At 36.0% G+C, this 16284-nt stretch carries 20 protein-coding genes and 1 pseudogene; 18 read left to right on the top strand and 3 right to left on the bottom strand.

From position 1 onward, the window contains the following. Nucleotides 1-7: 7 nt before the first annotated feature. Entirely contained in the window at nt 8-1474 is a 1467-nt protein-coding gene (locus Q0Y61_RS04700; protein ID WP_297812146.1) for a replicative DNA helicase, read from the top strand. Nucleotides 1475-1623: 149 nt separating this feature from the next. On the opposite strand, the gene Q0Y61_RS04695 is transcribed toward Q0Y61_RS04700, so the two are convergent. Next, nucleotides 1624-2409 carry a pyridoxine 5'-phosphate synthase gene (locus Q0Y61_RS04695; RefSeq protein WP_297812144.1) on the bottom strand — a complete coding sequence of 262 codons (786 nt, stop codon included), beginning with the start codon at nt 2407-2409 and terminating at the stop codon, nt 1624-1626. 81 nt (nt 2410-2490) lie between these two features. Between Q0Y61_RS04695 and Q0Y61_RS04690 the strand changes: the two genes are divergently transcribed. From Q0Y61_RS04690 to Q0Y61_RS04610, 17 genes are all read left to right on the top strand, one after another. Beyond that, entirely contained in the window at nt 2491-3318 is an 828-nt protein-coding gene (locus Q0Y61_RS04690; protein WP_297812141.1) for a 3'-5' exonuclease, read from the top strand. A gap of 16 nt (nt 3319-3334) precedes the next feature. Continuing rightward, entirely contained in the window at nt 3335-4249 is a 915-nt protein-coding gene (locus tag Q0Y61_RS04685) for a PDC sensor domain-containing protein (protein ID WP_297812138.1), read from the top strand. A 2-nt stretch (nt 4250-4251) separates the two neighbouring features. Further along, complete coding sequence (gene hisH / locus Q0Y61_RS04680; RefSeq protein ID WP_297812136.1) at nt 4252-4860, top strand: imidazole glycerol phosphate synthase subunit HisH; 609 nt, start codon at nt 4252-4254, stop codon at nt 4858-4860. Between the two features lie 8 nt (nt 4861-4868). Next, on the top strand, nt 4869-5576 hold the full coding sequence (gene hisA, locus Q0Y61_RS04675; RefSeq protein ID WP_297812133.1) for a 1-(5-phosphoribosyl)-5-[(5-phosphoribosylamino)methylideneamino]imidazole-4-carboxamide isomerase: 708 nt from the start codon (nt 4869-4871) through the stop codon (nt 5574-5576). 125 nt (nt 5577-5701) lie between these two features. After that, on the top strand, nt 5702-6076 hold the full coding sequence (locus Q0Y61_RS04670) for a chemotaxis response regulator CheY (RefSeq protein WP_297812131.1): 375 nt from the start codon (nt 5702-5704) through the stop codon (nt 6074-6076). A 2-nt stretch (nt 6077-6078) separates the two neighbouring features. After that, complete coding sequence (locus Q0Y61_RS04665; RefSeq protein WP_297812128.1) at nt 6079-7017, top strand: 50S ribosomal protein L11 methyltransferase; 939 nt, start codon at nt 6079-6081, stop codon at nt 7015-7017. A 2-nt stretch (nt 7018-7019) separates the two neighbouring features. After that, nucleotides 7020-8948 carry an ATP-dependent zinc metalloprotease FtsH gene (gene ftsH / locus Q0Y61_RS04660; RefSeq protein WP_297812125.1) on the top strand — a complete coding sequence of 643 codons (1929 nt, stop codon included), beginning with the start codon at nt 7020-7022 and terminating at the stop codon, nt 8946-8948. Nucleotides 8949-8957: 9 nt separating this feature from the next. Next, nucleotides 8958-9605, top strand: a complete 648-nt coding sequence (locus tag Q0Y61_RS04655) for a hypothetical protein (protein WP_297812123.1) — start codon at nt 8958-8960, stop codon at nt 9603-9605. A 53-nt stretch (nt 9606-9658) separates the two neighbouring features. Next, on the top strand, nt 9659-10393 hold the full coding sequence (gene pssA, locus Q0Y61_RS04650) for a CDP-diacylglycerol--serine O-phosphatidyltransferase (protein WP_297812119.1): 735 nt from the start codon (nt 9659-9661) through the stop codon (nt 10391-10393). Nucleotides 10394-10514: 121 nt separating this feature from the next. Next, nucleotides 10515-12056 (top strand): 2-isopropylmalate synthase, encoded by a 1542-nt coding sequence (locus Q0Y61_RS04645; RefSeq protein ID WP_297812116.1) that lies wholly within the window; start codon nt 10515-10517, stop codon nt 12054-12056. A gap of 68 nt (nt 12057-12124) precedes the next feature. Beyond that, nucleotides 12125-12472, top strand: a complete 348-nt coding sequence (secG, locus tag Q0Y61_RS04640; RefSeq protein ID WP_297812113.1) for a preprotein translocase subunit SecG — start codon at nt 12125-12127, stop codon at nt 12470-12472. A gap of 9 nt (nt 12473-12481) precedes the next feature. Continuing rightward, nucleotides 12482-13042 carry a ribosome recycling factor gene (gene frr / locus Q0Y61_RS04635; RefSeq protein ID WP_297812110.1) on the top strand — a complete coding sequence of 187 codons (561 nt, stop codon included), beginning with the start codon at nt 12482-12484 and terminating at the stop codon, nt 13040-13042. A gap of 26 nt (nt 13043-13068) precedes the next feature. Next, the gene (gene pyrE / locus Q0Y61_RS04630; RefSeq protein ID WP_297812107.1) at nt 13069-13680 is read left to right on the top strand and encodes an orotate phosphoribosyltransferase; all 612 of its coding nucleotides are present in this window, start codon (nt 13069-13071) and stop codon (nt 13678-13680) included. Nucleotides 13681-13694: 14 nt separating this feature from the next. Then, complete coding sequence (locus tag Q0Y61_RS04625; RefSeq protein WP_297812104.1) at nt 13695-14228, top strand: RDD family protein; 534 nt, start codon at nt 13695-13697, stop codon at nt 14226-14228. A 55-nt stretch (nt 14229-14283) separates the two neighbouring features. Next, the gene (locus Q0Y61_RS04620) at nt 14284-14967 is read left to right on the top strand and encodes a F0F1 ATP synthase subunit A (RefSeq protein WP_297812101.1); all 684 of its coding nucleotides are present in this window, start codon (nt 14284-14286) and stop codon (nt 14965-14967) included. Continuing rightward, nucleotides 14963-15517: a thiamine phosphate synthase gene (locus tag Q0Y61_RS04615; protein ID WP_297812287.1), complete on the top strand. Its 555-nt coding sequence runs from the start codon at nt 14963-14965 to the stop codon at nt 15515-15517. Before Q0Y61_RS04620 ends, Q0Y61_RS04615 begins: the two co-directional genes overlap by 5 nt. 9 nt (nt 15518-15526) lie before the next feature. Beyond that, nucleotides 15527-15700, top strand: a complete 174-nt coding sequence (locus Q0Y61_RS04610) for a hypothetical protein (protein WP_297812098.1) — start codon at nt 15527-15529, stop codon at nt 15698-15700. A 43-nt stretch (nt 15701-15743) separates the two neighbouring features. Here Q0Y61_RS04610 and Q0Y61_RS04605 read toward each other — a convergent pair whose 3' ends face one another. Continuing rightward, on the bottom strand, nt 15744-15893 hold the full coding sequence (locus Q0Y61_RS04605; RefSeq protein WP_297812095.1) for a hypothetical protein: 150 nt from the start codon (nt 15891-15893) through the stop codon (nt 15744-15746). Nucleotides 15894-15987: 94 nt separating this feature from the next. Continuing rightward, nucleotides 15988-16284, bottom strand: a pseudogene (locus tag Q0Y61_RS04600) (bifunctional indole-3-glycerol phosphate synthase/phosphoribosylanthranilate isomerase); the annotation flags it as partial.

Here is a 16284-nt window from a genome sequence, read left to right as displayed (position 1 = left end):
GGATCAAATGGAAATACAATTACAAATTGAACGTGCAGTTTTAAACTCTATTTTGTTTGACCCAGAGCAGTTGGATTCTATTGCAGAATCCTTAGTTGCACAGGATTTTTCTTACACACCTCATCAAAACATTTTTTCTGCAATGCTAGAACTTCGCTACACAGACCGCCCAATTGATGAAGAGTTTATTCTTAAACTCTCCACTAAAGCGCGTCCTATTGTGCAAGAGGAAATTTTGAATATCCTTGCTACAAATCCTATCAGTGATTTAAAATCTTATATCAATGAAATCTTAGAGGCTTCCACCAAACGCAAATTACATTCTTTTGCTATGAAAATTAATCAAAGTGCAAATGAGAGCGAAACAAGCGCAAAAGAGATAATAGACTATTTGCAAAGTGAGCTTTATAAAATTACCAATATCAATGAAATGCGTGAGTTTCGGGATTCTAAAAAAATCATTGAATCAACTTTAAGCTATGTAGAAGAGATGAAAAGACGCGGCAATAGCGTGTTAATTGGTGTAGATACAGGATTCGTGGGCTTAAATAAAATGACAACAGGATTTGGTAAAGGGGATTTAGTCATTGTTGCGGCACGTCCTGCAATGGGTAAAACAACTCTTGTGCTAAATATGGCACAAAAAGCATTGGATACAGGAAGAGGTGTGGCGTTTTTTAGTCTTGAAATGCCCGCAGAACAATTAATGTTAAGAATGCTATCGGCTAAAACCTCCATTGCTTTACAAAATCTACGCGTAGGGAATTTACAAGATGAAGAATGGAGCAATTTAACAAGTGCAGCAGAAATAATGAGCAAGGCTCCGTTGTTTATTGATGATAATGGCTTACTTACCATTCATCAACTGCGGACTAAGCTTAGAAAAATCAAATCCAAACACCCAGAAATTGGACTTGCTGTGATTGACTATTTGCAACTTATGAGTAGTGCAAACAATAAGGATAGGCACCAAGAAGTTAGTGAAATCAGTCGTGGATTAAAAATGATTGCACGCGAATTAGAGATTCCAATCATTGCGCTTTCTCAGCTGAATCGTAGTTTAGAATCTAGAAGCGATCGCCGTCCAATGTTATCAGATTTGCGTGAATCTGGCTCTATTGAACAAGATGCGGATATTATTTTGTTTGTTTATCGTGAGGCAGTTTATAAACAAAAAGATGAGAAAGAGAAAGAAGAAGCAGCAAAAAAGGAAAATAAGGAATACAAAAGCACTTATATTCCACGCAATGAAGAAGAAGCAGAAATTATTATAGGCAAACAACGCAATGGACCAACTGGCACCGTGAAGCTAATTTTTCATAAGCATTGCACACGTTTTGTGGATTTGACAGATTCTAACCCAACCCTTGAAATTGTTTATGAACAAACAGCACAAAATACACAAACGCAATTTATACCACCTAAAAATGATGAAAAGATAAATTCCGATTCTATTGATATTCCACAAATCTAATGTATCTTGCGTATCAACTTCCTAGCTAAAGTCAAGTAATTTTAACTAACACAAAAACTTTACTTGTATTTTGTAAATTTTGTATTCAAGTTTAAGAAATATTTGTCCTTGCAATAAAAATAAACTTAATATGGAGTGCTTTTGCAAAGTTATGAAATTTTGATTAATCGTACCATTTCTTTAATTGCCTCTTCTAGTCCGCTAAAAATTGCTCGTGCAATAATGCTCTGCCCAATGTTTAACTCAATGATTTCAGAAATCGCCAAAATGGGTTCAAGATTAGTATAGTTTAGCCCGTGTCCTGCTGCAACTTCTAGTCCTAACAATTTTGCTTCCTTAGCACCATTTCGCAAACTTTCTATGGAATCTTTGAGGGCAACTTTTAATTCCTCTCGTGGTAAGTTAAGAGATTCTATTGTATTGTGCATATAAGGCAAATTGGTATTTAGCATTAAATTTAAATTTGCATAAGAACCTGTATGAAGCTCTATCATTTGTGCGCCAACTTCTTTAGAAGCACAGATTTGGTCAAGTTGCGTATCAATAAACAGCGAAACCTCTATACCTCTTTTTTTAAAAGATTGCACCACTTCTACGATTCTCTCAAAATGACCCACAACATCTAATCCACCCTCTGTGGTAACTTCTGCACGATTTTCAGGCACAAGCGTAATGCGATGAGGTGCTATTTCTAGCAAATAATCTATAATTTCAGGATTAATGGAACATTCTACATTAATAGGCAAAAAAGAGCTTTCACAGATTCGCTTTATATCCAAATCGTGCATATGTCGGCGGTCTTCGCGCAAATGCATAGTAATCTGGTCTGCTCCAGCACGTTTAGCAATAAAGACTGCATCTAATGGGTCAGGATCGTTTATCTTGCGTGCTTCTCGTAGTGTTGCAATATGGTCAATATTTACTCCAAGTAACATAGTTGCCCTTTAAATTTACATATCAGCTTGGATTCTAACGAAAATTACTTTAAAATATTAAAAAATTTAAAGGGGTTCATTATGATAATGGTATTTGATTGTGAAACGATTTTAGATACAGATTTAATCAAAAAAGGCTTCAAACAACAATTGCAAGAGCAAACAGAATCCATAGAGGATTTAAGCGACTTAGAATTAAGCCAACTTGCAATGACAATCCATAAAAGCCTAAGTGGTACGGAGTTTTTGCCCGTTTGCTATCATCAAGTTATCAGTATTGCAGCGGTATTTTGCGATAATTTTGGAAAATTTATTAAAGTGGGAAACTTTAAAAGCACTGGCGACTCTAAAGAAGAACGCGAAAAATCCCTAATCCAAGACTTTTTAAGATTTCTTAATAAAAAACAACCCAAGCTCGTTAGTTTCAATGGACGAGGATTTGATTTGCCTATGTTACTCCTTCGTGCAATGAAATACAAACTAAATGCCGCGGCGTATTTTGAAGAAAACAATGTGCAATTTAATAAAAACAAATGGGAAAATTATCGCCAACGCTATTGTGAGCGATTCCATACAGATTTGTTAGAATCTTTAGGGAATTACGGCAGTGCGCGAAATCTGAAACTTGATGTTTTGGCTAATTTAGTTGGGTTTCCGGGCAAATATGACACAAGTGGCGAACAAGTATTACAAATGTATTATGCAGGGGAGCAAGAAAAAATTGATGAATATTGTCAAAGTGATGTGTTAAACACCTATGGTTTATACTTAAACTATGAATTGTTAAAAGGAAATTTAACCTTAGAGGATTATGAAAATCTTTTGGACTTATGGAGGGAGAAATTACCAAAAGAGAGGAGTTATTATTCTGTATTTTTTGATACAATTAGCTCCCAAATAGAATCTTAAATTTTTAAGGAATCAAATGTTATCTAAAGATATTATGCGCTTTAGTGAAATGCGCTATGAGATTCGTGCATATTTGTGTTTTTTAATGCAACGAAATATTAAAAACCACTTACCACATATTGAACTCAACAAAATTGTAGATGGAATTAAAAAAATAGAAAAAGAAGTTGGAATCTTTGAATTAATTTATGTGCTAGATTCTAGCGGAACTTTAGTCATAGATGGAATTTCTAGGGATTCCAACATAGAATGCAAAAAAGGTGAAAATCACAATGAACGTGCTTACTTTTATCGTGCAATTAAAGAGAAAAAGTGTATTTTAACAGATCCTTATCCCTCTTTGGCAAGTGGAAATCTTGTCATCACCGTTTCTTATCCACTTTATAATGACAGAGGAGAACTTGCCTATGTTGTATGTATGGACGTGCGCTTAGAACGTAGCTTAGAACTTGTGCGCCCCACTCCTTTGTTTAGCTTGTCTTTTGGAATTGGCAAATGTATCTATTTCTTAATGTCTTTGTCATTATTTTCTGTCTGCTCCTTATTACTCGTAAAAGGGAGTATTAGCTTATGGGACGCAGTTTATCGCTTTGGAAGCTTAGAGATTTTAGATATTAAAGGTGTCTTTGAAGCAACGATTCTTATTACTTTAAGTTTGGCAATCTTTGACCTTGTGCGCGCAATCTTTGAAGAAGAAGTTTTAGGGCGTCAAAAATCGCAAGATTCTAAGGTTGTGCATAAAACAATGACACGATTCTTGGGTTCTATTGTCATTGCTCTTGCCATTGAATCTTTGATGCTTGTTTTTAAATTCGCTATTACTGCACCAGAAAAGTTACTTTATGCTGTTTATTTAATTGGTGCAGTTACTTGTCTGTTGATTGGTTTAGCTCTGTATGTTAAATTCACTGCAAACCTAAAAAGAGATTAATCGTGATTGGCATTGTGAATTATGGAATTGGCAATTTAGCAAGTGTGCAAAATGCGATTCAAAAACTCGGAGAAAAAGCCATTATCACACAAGATTCACAGAATCTTAAATCGTATAGTCGCCTTATTTTGCCGGGTGTGGGAGCATTTGGCGATGCGATGAGGCATTTAGAAAACTCTGGTATGAAAGAAGCGGTGCTAGAGTTTGCTAAAAGTGGCAAGCCTGTGCTTGGAATCTGCTTAGGTATGCAGCTTCTATTTCAAAAAAGCTATGAATTTGGCGAATATTTAGGATTAGGATTGATAGAGGGCGAAGTGGTTAAATTTGTTCCAAAAGATTTAGAAGAAAATCAAAAAATCCCGCATATGGGCTGGAATATCGTGCAGCAAAACAAGCAATCTTCGCTCTTACAAGGACTAGAATCGCCTTTTTATTTGTATTTTGTGCATAGCTATTGTGTAAAAAATTTGCAAAATGCAATTGGAGTTAGTCAATATGGAGCAGAATTTGCTTCTATCGTCCAAAAAGAGAATATTTTTGGAATCCAACCTCACCCTGAAAAATCACACAATACAGGGCTTAAGATTCTACAAAACTTTATTAACTGCTAAGGAGTTGTATGCAAATTATTCCAGCGATTGATTTAAAAGAAGGTTGTGCAGTGCGCCTCAAACAAGGCTTAATGGAAAGTGCAAAAGTTTATGCCACTCAACCAACTGAACTTGCCAAACATTTTGAAGAGCTAGGTGCAGAATTTCTACATATCGTGGATTTAGATGGTGCATTTGCTGGGAAACCGAAAAATCGTGCAGTGATTGAAAAAATCTGCAAGGATTCTAAACTAAAAATTGAAGTAGGTGGTGGAATCCGTGAAGAAGAAACAATTAAAGTTTATTTGGATTTGGGTGTTGGGCGAATTATTTTAGGTTCTATTGCGTTAAAAAATCCAACCTTTGCACTTAATATGGCAGAAAAATATCCTATTGTGATTGGAATTGATGCAAAAAATGGCAAAGTTGCCACTGAAGGTTGGGCAGAAAATGGAAGCACTTTAGCGTGGGAGTTTGCAGAATTGTTTAAGGAAAGTAAGGTTGAAGCAATTATTTGCACAGATATTGCGCGTGATGGTATGCTAAGTGGAACGAATATTGCATTTACAAAAAAGATTCAACAAGCAAGCGGAATCTTTACGATTGCAAGTGGTGGATTGTCCTGCATAGCAGATATTGAGGAGTTAAAAAAGGCAAAAATTGATGGTGTCATAGTAGGAAAAGCATTTTATGAGGGCAAGATTGATTTACAAAAAGCCTTTGAAAATTTTAAGTAATTTTACAACTTGATTTTTTACATTTATTTAAAACTTTATGCCTATTTTATGTAAATTTATAGTAGAATAACAAGTTATTATTACTTTTCAATTTTTTAAGAAGTTTTTATTTTAAGGAGTTAGCTTTGAAAATGGTCGTTGTAGATGATAGTTCTACTATGCGTAGAATTATTAAAAATACTCTAGCAAGACTCGGCTATGAAGATATTTTAGAAGGCGAAAATGGCGTGGAAGGCTGGGAGAAAATGGATTCCAATCCTGATGTGAAAGTGCTTATCACAGACTGGAATATGCCTGAAATGAATGGATTAGATTTAGTCAAAAAGGTACGTGCTGATGAACGTTTCAAGGACATTCCAATCATTATGGTTACCACAGAAGGTGGTAAAGCAGAAGTTATCACTGCACTAAAGGCGGGAGTGAATAACTATATTGTTAAGCCTTTTACTCCACAAGTTTTAAAAGAAAAATTAGAAGTTGTTTTAGGTGTAAATGATTAATTATGAAATCCTATTACAATTATCTAAGCGTTAAAGCAGATAATTTTTTATGGCTACTACAAAACAAAGCTTTAGAAATTACGGGCGAGGCAATTGAAGAAATCAAGGCAGGATTTATAATCCGCACAGAAAAAGCCATAGAACCCATTAAATCTCAATTAGTTGCTTATGCAAAAGAATTAGAAATTATAATGGCAGAGTCCATTAATTTAGAATTTTCAGAAAAAACTCTTAAAAATCAAGATTGGGTCACTAACTACCGCAATTCTATTCAGCCTATAGAATGTGGTAAATATTATATTTACCCTTCGTGGTTTAAAGAAAAAGACCATAGAATCAATGTCCTTATTGACCCTGCTCTTGCCTTTGGAAGCGGCCACCACGAAAGCACTTTTGGTTGCTTAAAAGCATTAGGAATCCTAGAGGAAGCTTTCCAGACAATAAAACTTCAAACTAAGGCAGTAAATCCCAATACACAAAAAAATGCTTCATCAGAAACCACCTCTTTGTCAAAAGATTCTGCCAATACATTCAAAGGTAAGCTTTTTTTAGATATTGGCTGCGGAAGTGGAATCTTGAGCATTTGTGCTAAAAAAAATGGTGCAATCGTTTGGGCGTGTGATACAGATGAAATTGCGATTAATGCAACAAAAGATAATATGATAAAAAATAATATCGTTTTGGACAAAGTTTTTTTAGGCTCTCTTCATACCATTCCTAACGAAAAAGGTAAATTTGATGTTATCATAGCAAATATTTTAGCAGATGTTATCGTGGCATTGCCTTTAGAATCCTATGTGAAACAAGAGGGATATTTAATTTTATCAGGAATTTTAGATAAATATGTATCAAAAGTTCTTGATAAATTTAAAAAGTTTAAAATAGTTTCCCAAGAAATTAATCAGGAATGGGTAACTTTAGTTTTACAAAATAAAGGATAAGTATGCAAAAACCAAATAATAATTCAAACCCTCAAGATAAAAAATCAAATAATTTTTTCAATCAAAACCCTCTCTTGATGTTTGTGATTTTTGCAATTATTGCAATTATTGCATTTCGTGTATTATCGCCAAGTGGGGAAGTAAGCAAATTAAGTGGAGTGACTACAACTAAAACCATTAATTATTATGAGCTTAAAAAACTGATTGAAAACAAAGAAGTAGATTTTGTAGCTATTGGGCAAACAAATATCAAGGCAACTGCACAAAATGGTGGCAACAAAATCGCCTATAATGCCCAAAGAGTCAATCCAGATAACACATTAATCCCCTTGCTTGATGAGAAAGGTGTAGAATATACAGGATATAATGAAAGTAATTGGCTAAGCGATATGCTCTTTGGTTGGGTCTTGCCTGTATTTATTTTCTTTGCAATTTGGATGTTTTTAGCAAGTAGAATGCAAAAAAATATGGGTAGTGGAATCTTAGGAATAGGGAGTTCTAAAAAACTTGTGAATGCCGAAAAACCAAATGTAAAATTTGAAGATATGGCAGGTAATGCAGAAGCAAAAGATGAGGTTGTAGAGATTGTGGATTTCCTAAAAAATCCCGAACGTTATGCTGCACTTGGAGCTAAGATCCCTAAAGGTGTATTGCTTGTAGGTCCTCCAGGAACAGGTAAAACTCTACTAGCCAAAGCTGTAGCAGGTGAAGCAAGTGTGCCGTTTTTTTCCGTGAGTGGAAGTAGCTTCATTGAAATGTTTGTAGGTGTTGGAGCAAGTCGTGTCCGAGATTTATTTGAAAATGCCAAGAAAGAAGCACCAAGCATTATTTTTATAGATGAAATTGATGCCATTGGAAAAAGCCGTGCAGCAGGAGGTATGATAAGCGGGAATGATGAACGAGAACAGACACTAAACCAGCTCTTAGCAGAAATGGACGGATTTAATTCTGATTCTTCACCTGTGATTGTTCTAGCAGCGACTAACCGCCCTGAAGTGCTTGACCCGGCACTCTTGCGTCCGGGTAGATTTGATAGACAGGTATTGGTAGATAAACCCGATTTTGAAGGTCGTGTTGAGATTCTAAAAGTGCATATTAAAAATATCAAATTAGCAAAAAATGTAGATTTATTTGAAGTTGCAAAGCTAACCGCCGGACTTGCAGGAGCAGATTTAGCAAATATCATCAATGAAGCTGCATTACTTGCGGGTAGAGGAAATAAAAAGGAAGTGGAACAAAGCGACTTTTTAGAAGCTGTAGAACGTGGCATTGCAGGATTAGAGAAAAAATCGCGTAGAATCTCTCCTAAAGAGAAAAAAATTGTAGCTTATCACGAAAGCGGACACGCATTAATTGCAGAAATCACTAAAGGGGCGAAAAAAGTAACAAAAGTTTCTATCATCCCACGCGGACTTGCTGCACTAGGCTATACATTAAACACTCCAGAAGAGAATAAATATCTTATGCAAAAGCACGAATTGTTAGCAGAAGTAGATGTATTACTTGGCGGTAGAGCAGCAGAAGATGTTTTCTTAGGAGAAATCTCAACAGGTGCTAGTAACGACTTAGAACGTGCTACTGATATTATCAAGGCGATGGTAAGCTACTATGGAATGACTGATGTAGCTGGTCTTATGGTGCTTGAAAAACAACGCAATGTATTCTTAAATGGCGGCTTAGGAAGTAGCAGGGAATATAGTGAAGAAATGGCACAAAAAATGGACGCATACATTAAATCTTTATTAAATGAACGTTTCCAAGCTGTGAAAGAATCACTAGAAACATACAAAGACGCCATTGAAAATATCGTCAAGGAACTATTTGATAAGGAAAATATTGATGGACAAAAAGTGCGCGAAATCATTAGTGAATATGAAAAAGCACACAATTTAAAAAGTAGAATCATCGCAGAAGAAAAAGAAGAAGCATAAGGAATATCTATGAAAACAACCACAGAAATCATCGCAAAAGAAGGTTGGAAACCTATTGGTATCGCATTACTCTTGGTATTATTTGCTTGGTTGCTTCAATGGAAAATCTTTGGATTCTTTTGTTTGATAGTATTTTTGTGCTTAATCTATTTTTATAGAAACACAGAGCGCATTATGGAAGATAATGCCAACGATTCTATTCTAGCCCCTCTAGATGGAATCATTAAAAATATAGAAAATCAATCTGATGGTATTTACTTACAAATTCACAAGCCTATCTGCTTTTGCGGGACACTTAGAATGCCTTTGGCAAATCTTGGCAAATGTGGGGAAGCATTGAAAATTGAACATATTAAAGGCTTAAAAAATGGTGATAAAATCACTGGAGAGAGAATTAAAATCGCTTTTAGTCGTCAAAGTGATGCAGACGAATCTATAATTTTAGATTCTAAAGCCACTCTTTACTTAACCCTTTACCCCAAATACTTTTCTCAAATCTCTTTATATCTTTGGGATTCCAACTTCAAACTTGGTGAGCGTATTGGATTTTTTCTCAACGGCAATGCGATTCTAAAGATTCCATTAGATTCCGAACTTAGAGTAAATATCAATGATAAAATCATAGGTGGCAAAACATTGCTTGCTAAAGCAAAATGAGAACCGACCAATGATTACTATAAAGAAAAAAATATTAAAATGGGGAAAAGCAAATGAGAATTGATCCATTATATATTTTGCCTAATCTTTTTACAGGTGCGAGCATTTATATTGGGGTCTTGGCTGTCTCTTATGCTTTTGTAGGACGCTTTGAGTTGGCTTGTTGGCTCGTGTTAATCTGCCTTATTTTAGACGGATTAGATGGGCGAGTGGCACGATTAACAGGCACAACAAGTAAATTTGGCGTAGAATTTGACTCGTTAGCTGATGTGGTTGCTTTTGGCGTAGCCCCTGCAATGATTTTGTTTTTTTACAGCGGATTCCATTATGGTAAATTTGGCATAGTCGCTGCGGGATTATATGTTGTTTTTGGAGCAATTCGTCTAGCCCGCTTTAATGTAACAACAAACAACAACGAACCTAATGTTTTTATTGGTCTTCCAATTCCTGCTGCTGCAGTTTTTGTAGTTAGTTGGTTGCTTTTTGAAATGAAATTTTGCAAACAATATCCACAATATTCAGAAGAAATCTTACTTCTTTTAATGATTGCAAGTTTGATTGTGGCATTTTTAATGGTAAGTAATGTGCGCTATCCAAGTTTTAAAAAAATGAATTTTGAAAAAATTAGCTTTGGTAGAATTATTGTGCTTTTAATGATTATCTTGGCGATTTTATTTATTTACCCAATTTTTACGATTGTAACTTTTATTAGTTTTTATGTTTGTTTTGGACCCACACGCGCAATTTATTATCTTTATATCAAACGTTTTGGACAGGAGCAAAAATGAGAATGCGATTCTATGCCCATTATAGCCTTGCACTAAACAATCTTTTAACCCTCTCTATGCTCTTGCCACTGGTAGAGAATTTTTAACCTCGACTATACAATATTTCAAACAAGGATTAAAAATGGAAATGATTAAAATTTTTGACACTACCTTAAGAGATGGAGAGCAAAGCCCGGGTGCTTCTATGAACACAGAAGAAAAAATCAAGCTCGCTTTAGCATTGGAACGTTTAGGTGTAGATATTATTGAAGCAGGATTTGCCGCAGCAAGTCCGGGTGATTTTGAGGCAATTAGTAGAATCTCTGAAGTCGTCTCTAATAGCACGATTTGCTCCCTAGCACGTGCTACGCCAAAAGACATAGAAAGCGCAGCGAAAGCATTAGAAAAAGCAAGGTTAAAGCGGATCCATACATTTATCGCTACAAGTCCGATTCATATGGAATTTAAGCTCAAAATGCAACCTGATGAAGTCATCAAACGCGCAGTAGAAGCCGTGAGTTTGGCTAGCAGTTTATGTGAAGATGTAGAATTTAGCTGTGAAGACTCTAGTCGAAGTGATATAGGATTCTTAAAAGAAGTTGCAAATGCAGTGATTGAAGCGGGAGCAAAAACTCTTAATTTACCCGATACCGTTGGATACTGCTTACCTCAAGAGTTAGGCAATCTCATCAAAGAGCTTAAATCTTGTGTAGGTGAGCGTGCAATTCTTTCCGTGCATTGCCATAACGATTTAGGGCTTGCAGTAGCAAACTCTATTGCTGGAATCCAAAATGGAGCAAGACAACTTGAATGCACCATTAATGGCTTAGGGGAGCGCGCTGGAAATACTGCATTAGAAGAAGTTGTGATGATTGTAAAAACTAGAAAGGATAAATTCGCTAATTTGGACACACGTATTAATACCAAAGAAATCTATGCTTGCAGTAAATTAGTCTCTGATATTACAGGAATCTGTCCGCAACCCAATAAGGCTATCGTGGGGAAAAATGCCTTTGCACACGAAAGTGGAATCCATCAAGATGGTATGTTAAAAAACCGAGAGACCTATGAGATTATGCGCTCTTCAGATATCGGGATTCCAGAAAATAATGGCTTAGTTCTTGGTAAGCATAGCGGACGTGCAGCCTTTAAAGACAAGCTGACAAGTATGGGGTTTGGAGAAATTTCACAAGCAGCGTTAGATAAGGCATTTGAGAGATTCAAAATCCTATGCGACCATAAAAAGGAAGTTTATGAGGAGGATATTCGCTCTATTATGACAGAGGAAGCAACTAAGATTCCTCAAGTTTTTGAACTTTTAAGAATGCAAATTAGTAGCTGTTCTAGTGGTGTGCCTCACGCAGCAATCTCTATCCAAAAAGACGGAAAAACAAAAATAGATGCGGCGATTGGCAATGGAAGTGTAGATGCGATCCTTAAAACAATTGACCGCATTAGCGGACATCACGGAATCTTAAAAGACTATAAAGTAGAAGCTGTCAGTGAGGGTAAAGACGCATTGGCTAAAGTCGTAGTCAAGGTGGAATTTGACCCAAACAAACCTGCAGTCATTGGACACGGATTACATTTAGATACTATGCAGGCAACCGCTAGAGCTTATCTTGGCGCACTTAATAGCTATTTGTCTATGCGAGAGCTAATTACAAATAAAACGATTTGCTAAGCTTTAGCAAGCTATTAGATAATTTGCGCTAAAATGCGCGGAATTTTTTAAAAACTTTAAGGAAAACTATGAGTGGAATTTTATTGATATTGCAATTTATATTAGCAATCTTAATCACTACAATTGTTTTGTTGCAAAAAAGTTCAAGTATCGGTCTTGGCGCATATAGTGGGAGCAATGAAAGCTTATTTGGCGCTAAAGGACCCGCAGGATTTTTAGCAAAACTCACTTTTGGGCTTGGATTATTGTTTGTAATCAATACGATTGCTTTAAGTTATCTTTATGTCCAAGACTCTAAAAAATCTGTTATAGATGGAACCAATATTCCAACTGCCACACAACAAGATTCTTTACCCTCTAGTGAGCCTCTAGCCCCTCAAGCGCCTGTTGTGCCTACTAAGCCAGAATCTAACTAAAGGAATCGTATGAATTTGCAAGAAATCTATGCACATACAAAAGAAGTGATGAATAAAAGCATTGAATCTATGAAAAAAGAATTTGGCACTTTGCGTAGTGGTAAAGTCTCTATTGCGATTTTAGACCCTATCCGCATTGACTATTATGATACCCCTACTCCGCTTAATCAAGTGGGTTCTGTTATCGCACAAGATGCAAGCACCATTGTCATTACACCTTGGGAGAAAAACTTACTCAAAGACATTGAACGTGCCATTCAAGAAGCAAATATCGGTGTCAATCCCAATAACGATGGCGAGACAATCAAACTATTCTTTCCTCCAATGACAAGCGAACAACGCAAAGAAATCGTAAAAGAAGCTAAAAATATTGGCGAAAAAGCAAAAGTAGCAATTCGAAATATCCGTAAAGACTCTAACGATAAGATTAGGAAATTAGAAAAAGATAAAGCCATTAGCGAAGATGAATCCAAAAAGGGACAAGACGAGATTCAAAAATTCACAGATGACGCTGTGAAAAAGATTGATGAACTTGTCAAACATAAAGAAGAAGAATTACTTAAAATCTAATTTTAAAAATACTTTTAAGGAATGCTATGAATATCACGCAAATCTACAAAAACGCTAATGCGCTTTTAGAAGGGCATTTTTTACTTAGTAGCGGGAGGCATTCGCCTTTCTACCTACAATCTGCAAAAGTGTTAGAAAATCCAAAAATTGCTCAGGATTTAGCTCAATCTCTTGCAAAAATCATTCAAGATTCCGCCATAAAAGTAGATTGTGTTTGCTCACCGGCCCTTGGTGGAATCTTAGCAGGTTATGAATTAGCGCGTGCGCTTGGAGTGCGGTTTATCTTTACTGAACGCGTTAATGGCACGATGAGCTTAAGACGAGGGTTTGAAGTCAAAAAGGAAGAAAAAATTCTCATCTGTGAGGATATCATCACAACGGGTGGTTCGGCTATGGAATCTGCAAAAGTTGTAGAAAAACTTGGTGCAAAAGTTGTAGGATATGCTGCTTTAGCAAATCGTGGCATTTGCAATCGTTATCAAAGTCCCAATCAGTTTAATGCCAAAGAATGCAAACTAAATCCAAATTTACCACTTTTTGCATTAGAAGACTTTATTTTTGAAACTTTTGAGGCACAAAATTGCCCCTTATGCCAACAAGGAAGTATAGCAGTTAAACCCGGAAGTCGTGGAAATTAAAATTTGGAATATCTATGCGTTGGAGAAAAGTAAAACAAAATCCAAAATCTCTTACGCAGATTAAAAATAACCAAGATTCTAATTCTAATCTACCGCAAACACTACCTAATAAACTCATTCAAGAATTAACACAAAGCCCATCAGATTCTTTACAAATTGCAAGTTTCTTAGAGAGAGGTAAAGCGCAAGTCATTGATACTTTTATGATTTATCTACCCCTTTTATACTTTCTTACTTATATTGTTATTGGAAGTGCGCAAGGATTTCGCGAATCAGCTTGGGCTCCATTTGCTGGGGTTTTAATCTATGGTATCCTTACCTCTTTGCTTTTAACCTTTAAAGGACAAACGCCTGGTAAAAAAGCTTATAGTTTATGGATTGTGCGAGAAAATGGCAAAAATGTAACACTTCTCTTTGCTCTTTTACGATTCTTTGCCTTTTTGTTCTCTGGTGTTAGCATTGTAGGAATCTTTATGCCTTTGTGGCGCAAAGACAAAAAGGCATTGCACGATATTTTGCTCAAAACGATGGTTCTAAAAAAAGGTTAATTTTCTATTAAATTTATTTTTGGCATAATTATTAACTTTACAAAGGAGTTTCAAAATGGATGGAAGATTATTCACATTTTTTGGGCTTATCAGCCACGACCACGATTTTATTATCGCATCTCATACAATTTTAGTCGCAATTATTGCGATTATTTTGGCTAAACTCGCCACTTCAAAACTACAAGTTGTACCCGGCACAATGCAAAATATCTTTGAAGCGTTTTTGGGTGGGGTTATTTTTATGGCAAAAGATGTCATTGGCGAAGAAAAAGCGCGTCATTATTTACCACTTACTGCGACGATTGCACTTTTTGTGTGCTTGGCAAATCTTATTGGAATCATTCCGGGATTTGAAGCGCCCTCCTCTAGCCTTAGCTTCACACTTACCCTTGCGCTTGTTGTATTTGTATTTTATAACTTTGAGGGAATTCGCACCTTTGGAATCGTAAAATATTTTGCGCACTTTGCTGGTCCTATTAAGCCATTAGCCCCGCTGATGTTCCCTATTGAAATTATTTCTCACTGCTCAAGATTAGTTTCACTCTCTTTTCGTCTCTTTGGAAATATCAAGGGAGATGATATGTTTTTACTTGTAATGTTAATGCTTGCTCCCTGGGTCGCTCCACTCCCAGCATATTTATTGCTAACCTTTATGGCATTTTTACAAGCTTTCATCTTTATGATTTTGACTTATGTATTCTTAGCAGGTGCAGTTTTGGTAAGCGAGGAAGCCCATTAAGTTTTACCTCATTACTGAGCCTACACTTTATCCCAAAACTCCTTTAGAATTCCACGATTTCTATACTAGAATCGTGGAGAGACACAAACCACATTTTGCCGCCTATCGTGATAAAGATTCAAACTTCAACCCTGCGCTCATTGAAGTTTTTTTAAGCATTAATCAAAAACATAAAATCGTTAGTTTGCTTAACTCTAATATCAATTTAGCCCTTGAATTTGGCTTTGAGGGGGTGCATTGCAATGGCTCACAAATGCAACAAATCAAAGTTGCACGAGAAAAGAAGCTACCTTTCGTATTTTTCAGCGCACACTCACTTCAAGAAATCCAAGAAGCCGATAAACAAGGAGCAAACGGAATCACAATCAGCCCAATTTTTCAAACCCCCAATAAAGGCACTCCATTAGGCATTGAATTTTTAAACAGCCTTGAACCTGCAAATTTCAAAGCAGAGATTTTTGCACTTGGCGGGATAATTAGCCAACAGCAAATTCAAGAACTCACTACAACAAAAATCCAAAATTTCGCTTCTATTCGGTATTTTTTATGAAGGAATCTAATGGAAATCAAACAAAAATCTTCACTCAAAAAACTTATTTTACAACAAAATTTTGCCAACGTGTTTTTGTCCTGTGGGCTTAGATACAAACTCGGAATCTTAATGCATTGCACACGAGGCATAGAAATCTCTAATATCACCTCCTCATCAAAGGATGAGCCAATCGCCAATTAAATCACTTTCCTTTACCTCCTATAAAACATTCTCTCTCATTCCTTCATAAGGAATTTAGCCTAATCACTTTTTCCCACTGTGCATAAATTTCCACTCTATACGCAAACACTGCTTTGCTTTCTCTGACGTGATAAATTTTGTCTGCAATTTCGTTGCCTACAATTCCCTTGCTAGTGATGTCTAGCGATTCCACTTCACACCCCCTTTCATCACGCTTACAAAAGTTTTACCATAAGAATAACTTGCAATTTTGCCTATAAAAGATCTTTTAATTGCAATCTTAATCCTTATAATCGCTTCAAATGTGCAATGAAAGCTTGAAGTTTGACAGGGTCTTTTTTGCCCGGCTTAGATTCTATGCTAGAATTAATATCTAGCATTTTTACTCCTAGTTTTCTTAAAGATTCTATATTCTCTATACCTACACCACCTGCTACACACAAGGTTTGCACTCTTGCTTTCAGTTTATCTAAGACATCAAAATCAATCTTTTGCCCACTGCCACCGCCTAATGCACTTTTAGAGTCTAACAACACAAAAGGGCTGACAAACTCGCCCAAATCCTCCTCCCTTTCTACATTCCA

Origin of the sequence: uncultured Helicobacter sp. (assembly GCF_947367035.1) — a bacterium.
GTDB lineage: Bacteria > Campylobacterota > Campylobacteria > Campylobacterales > Helicobacteraceae > Helicobacter_D.
Note: the sequence above shows the minus strand (reverse complement) of the source record. Positions and strands in the feature narration are given on the sequence as shown.

Excerpts from the sequence above, each read along its gene's own strand:
- Q0Y61_RS04700 (WP_297812146.1), top strand. The coding sequence starts at position 8 with ATGGAAATACAATTACAAATTGAACGTGCAGTTTTAAACTCTATTTTG.
- Q0Y61_RS04695 (WP_297812144.1), bottom strand. The coding sequence starts at position 2,409 with ATGTTACTTGGAGTAAATATTGACCATATTGCAACACTACGAGAAGCA.
- Q0Y61_RS04690 (WP_297812141.1), top strand. The coding sequence starts at position 2,491 with ATGATAATGGTATTTGATTGTGAAACGATTTTAGATACAGATTTAATC.
- Q0Y61_RS04685 (WP_297812138.1), top strand. The coding sequence starts at position 3,335 with ATGTTATCTAAAGATATTATGCGCTTTAGTGAAATGCGCTATGAGATT.
- hisA (WP_297812133.1), top strand. The coding sequence starts at position 4,869 with ATGCAAATTATTCCAGCGATTGATTTAAAAGAAGGTTGTGCAGTGCGC.
- Q0Y61_RS04665 (WP_297812128.1), top strand. The coding sequence starts at position 6,079 with ATGAAATCCTATTACAATTATCTAAGCGTTAAAGCAGATAATTTTTTA.
- ftsH (WP_297812125.1), top strand. The coding sequence starts at position 7,020 with ATGCAAAAACCAAATAATAATTCAAACCCTCAAGATAAAAAATCAAAT.
- Q0Y61_RS04655 (WP_297812123.1), top strand. The coding sequence starts at position 8,958 with ATGAAAACAACCACAGAAATCATCGCAAAAGAAGGTTGGAAACCTATT.
- pssA (WP_297812119.1), top strand. The coding sequence starts at position 9,659 with ATGAGAATTGATCCATTATATATTTTGCCTAATCTTTTTACAGGTGCG.
- Q0Y61_RS04645 (WP_297812116.1), top strand. The coding sequence starts at position 10,515 with ATGGAAATGATTAAAATTTTTGACACTACCTTAAGAGATGGAGAGCAA.
- secG (WP_297812113.1), top strand. The coding sequence starts at position 12,125 with ATGAGTGGAATTTTATTGATATTGCAATTTATATTAGCAATCTTAATC.
- frr (WP_297812110.1), top strand. The coding sequence starts at position 12,482 with ATGAATTTGCAAGAAATCTATGCACATACAAAAGAAGTGATGAATAAA.
- pyrE (WP_297812107.1), top strand. The coding sequence starts at position 13,069 with ATGAATATCACGCAAATCTACAAAAACGCTAATGCGCTTTTAGAAGGG.
- Q0Y61_RS04625 (WP_297812104.1), top strand. The coding sequence starts at position 13,695 with ATGCGTTGGAGAAAAGTAAAACAAAATCCAAAATCTCTTACGCAGATT.
- Q0Y61_RS04620 (WP_297812101.1), top strand. The coding sequence starts at position 14,284 with ATGGATGGAAGATTATTCACATTTTTTGGGCTTATCAGCCACGACCAC.
- Q0Y61_RS04610 (WP_297812098.1), top strand. The coding sequence starts at position 15,527 with ATGGAAATCAAACAAAAATCTTCACTCAAAAAACTTATTTTACAACAA.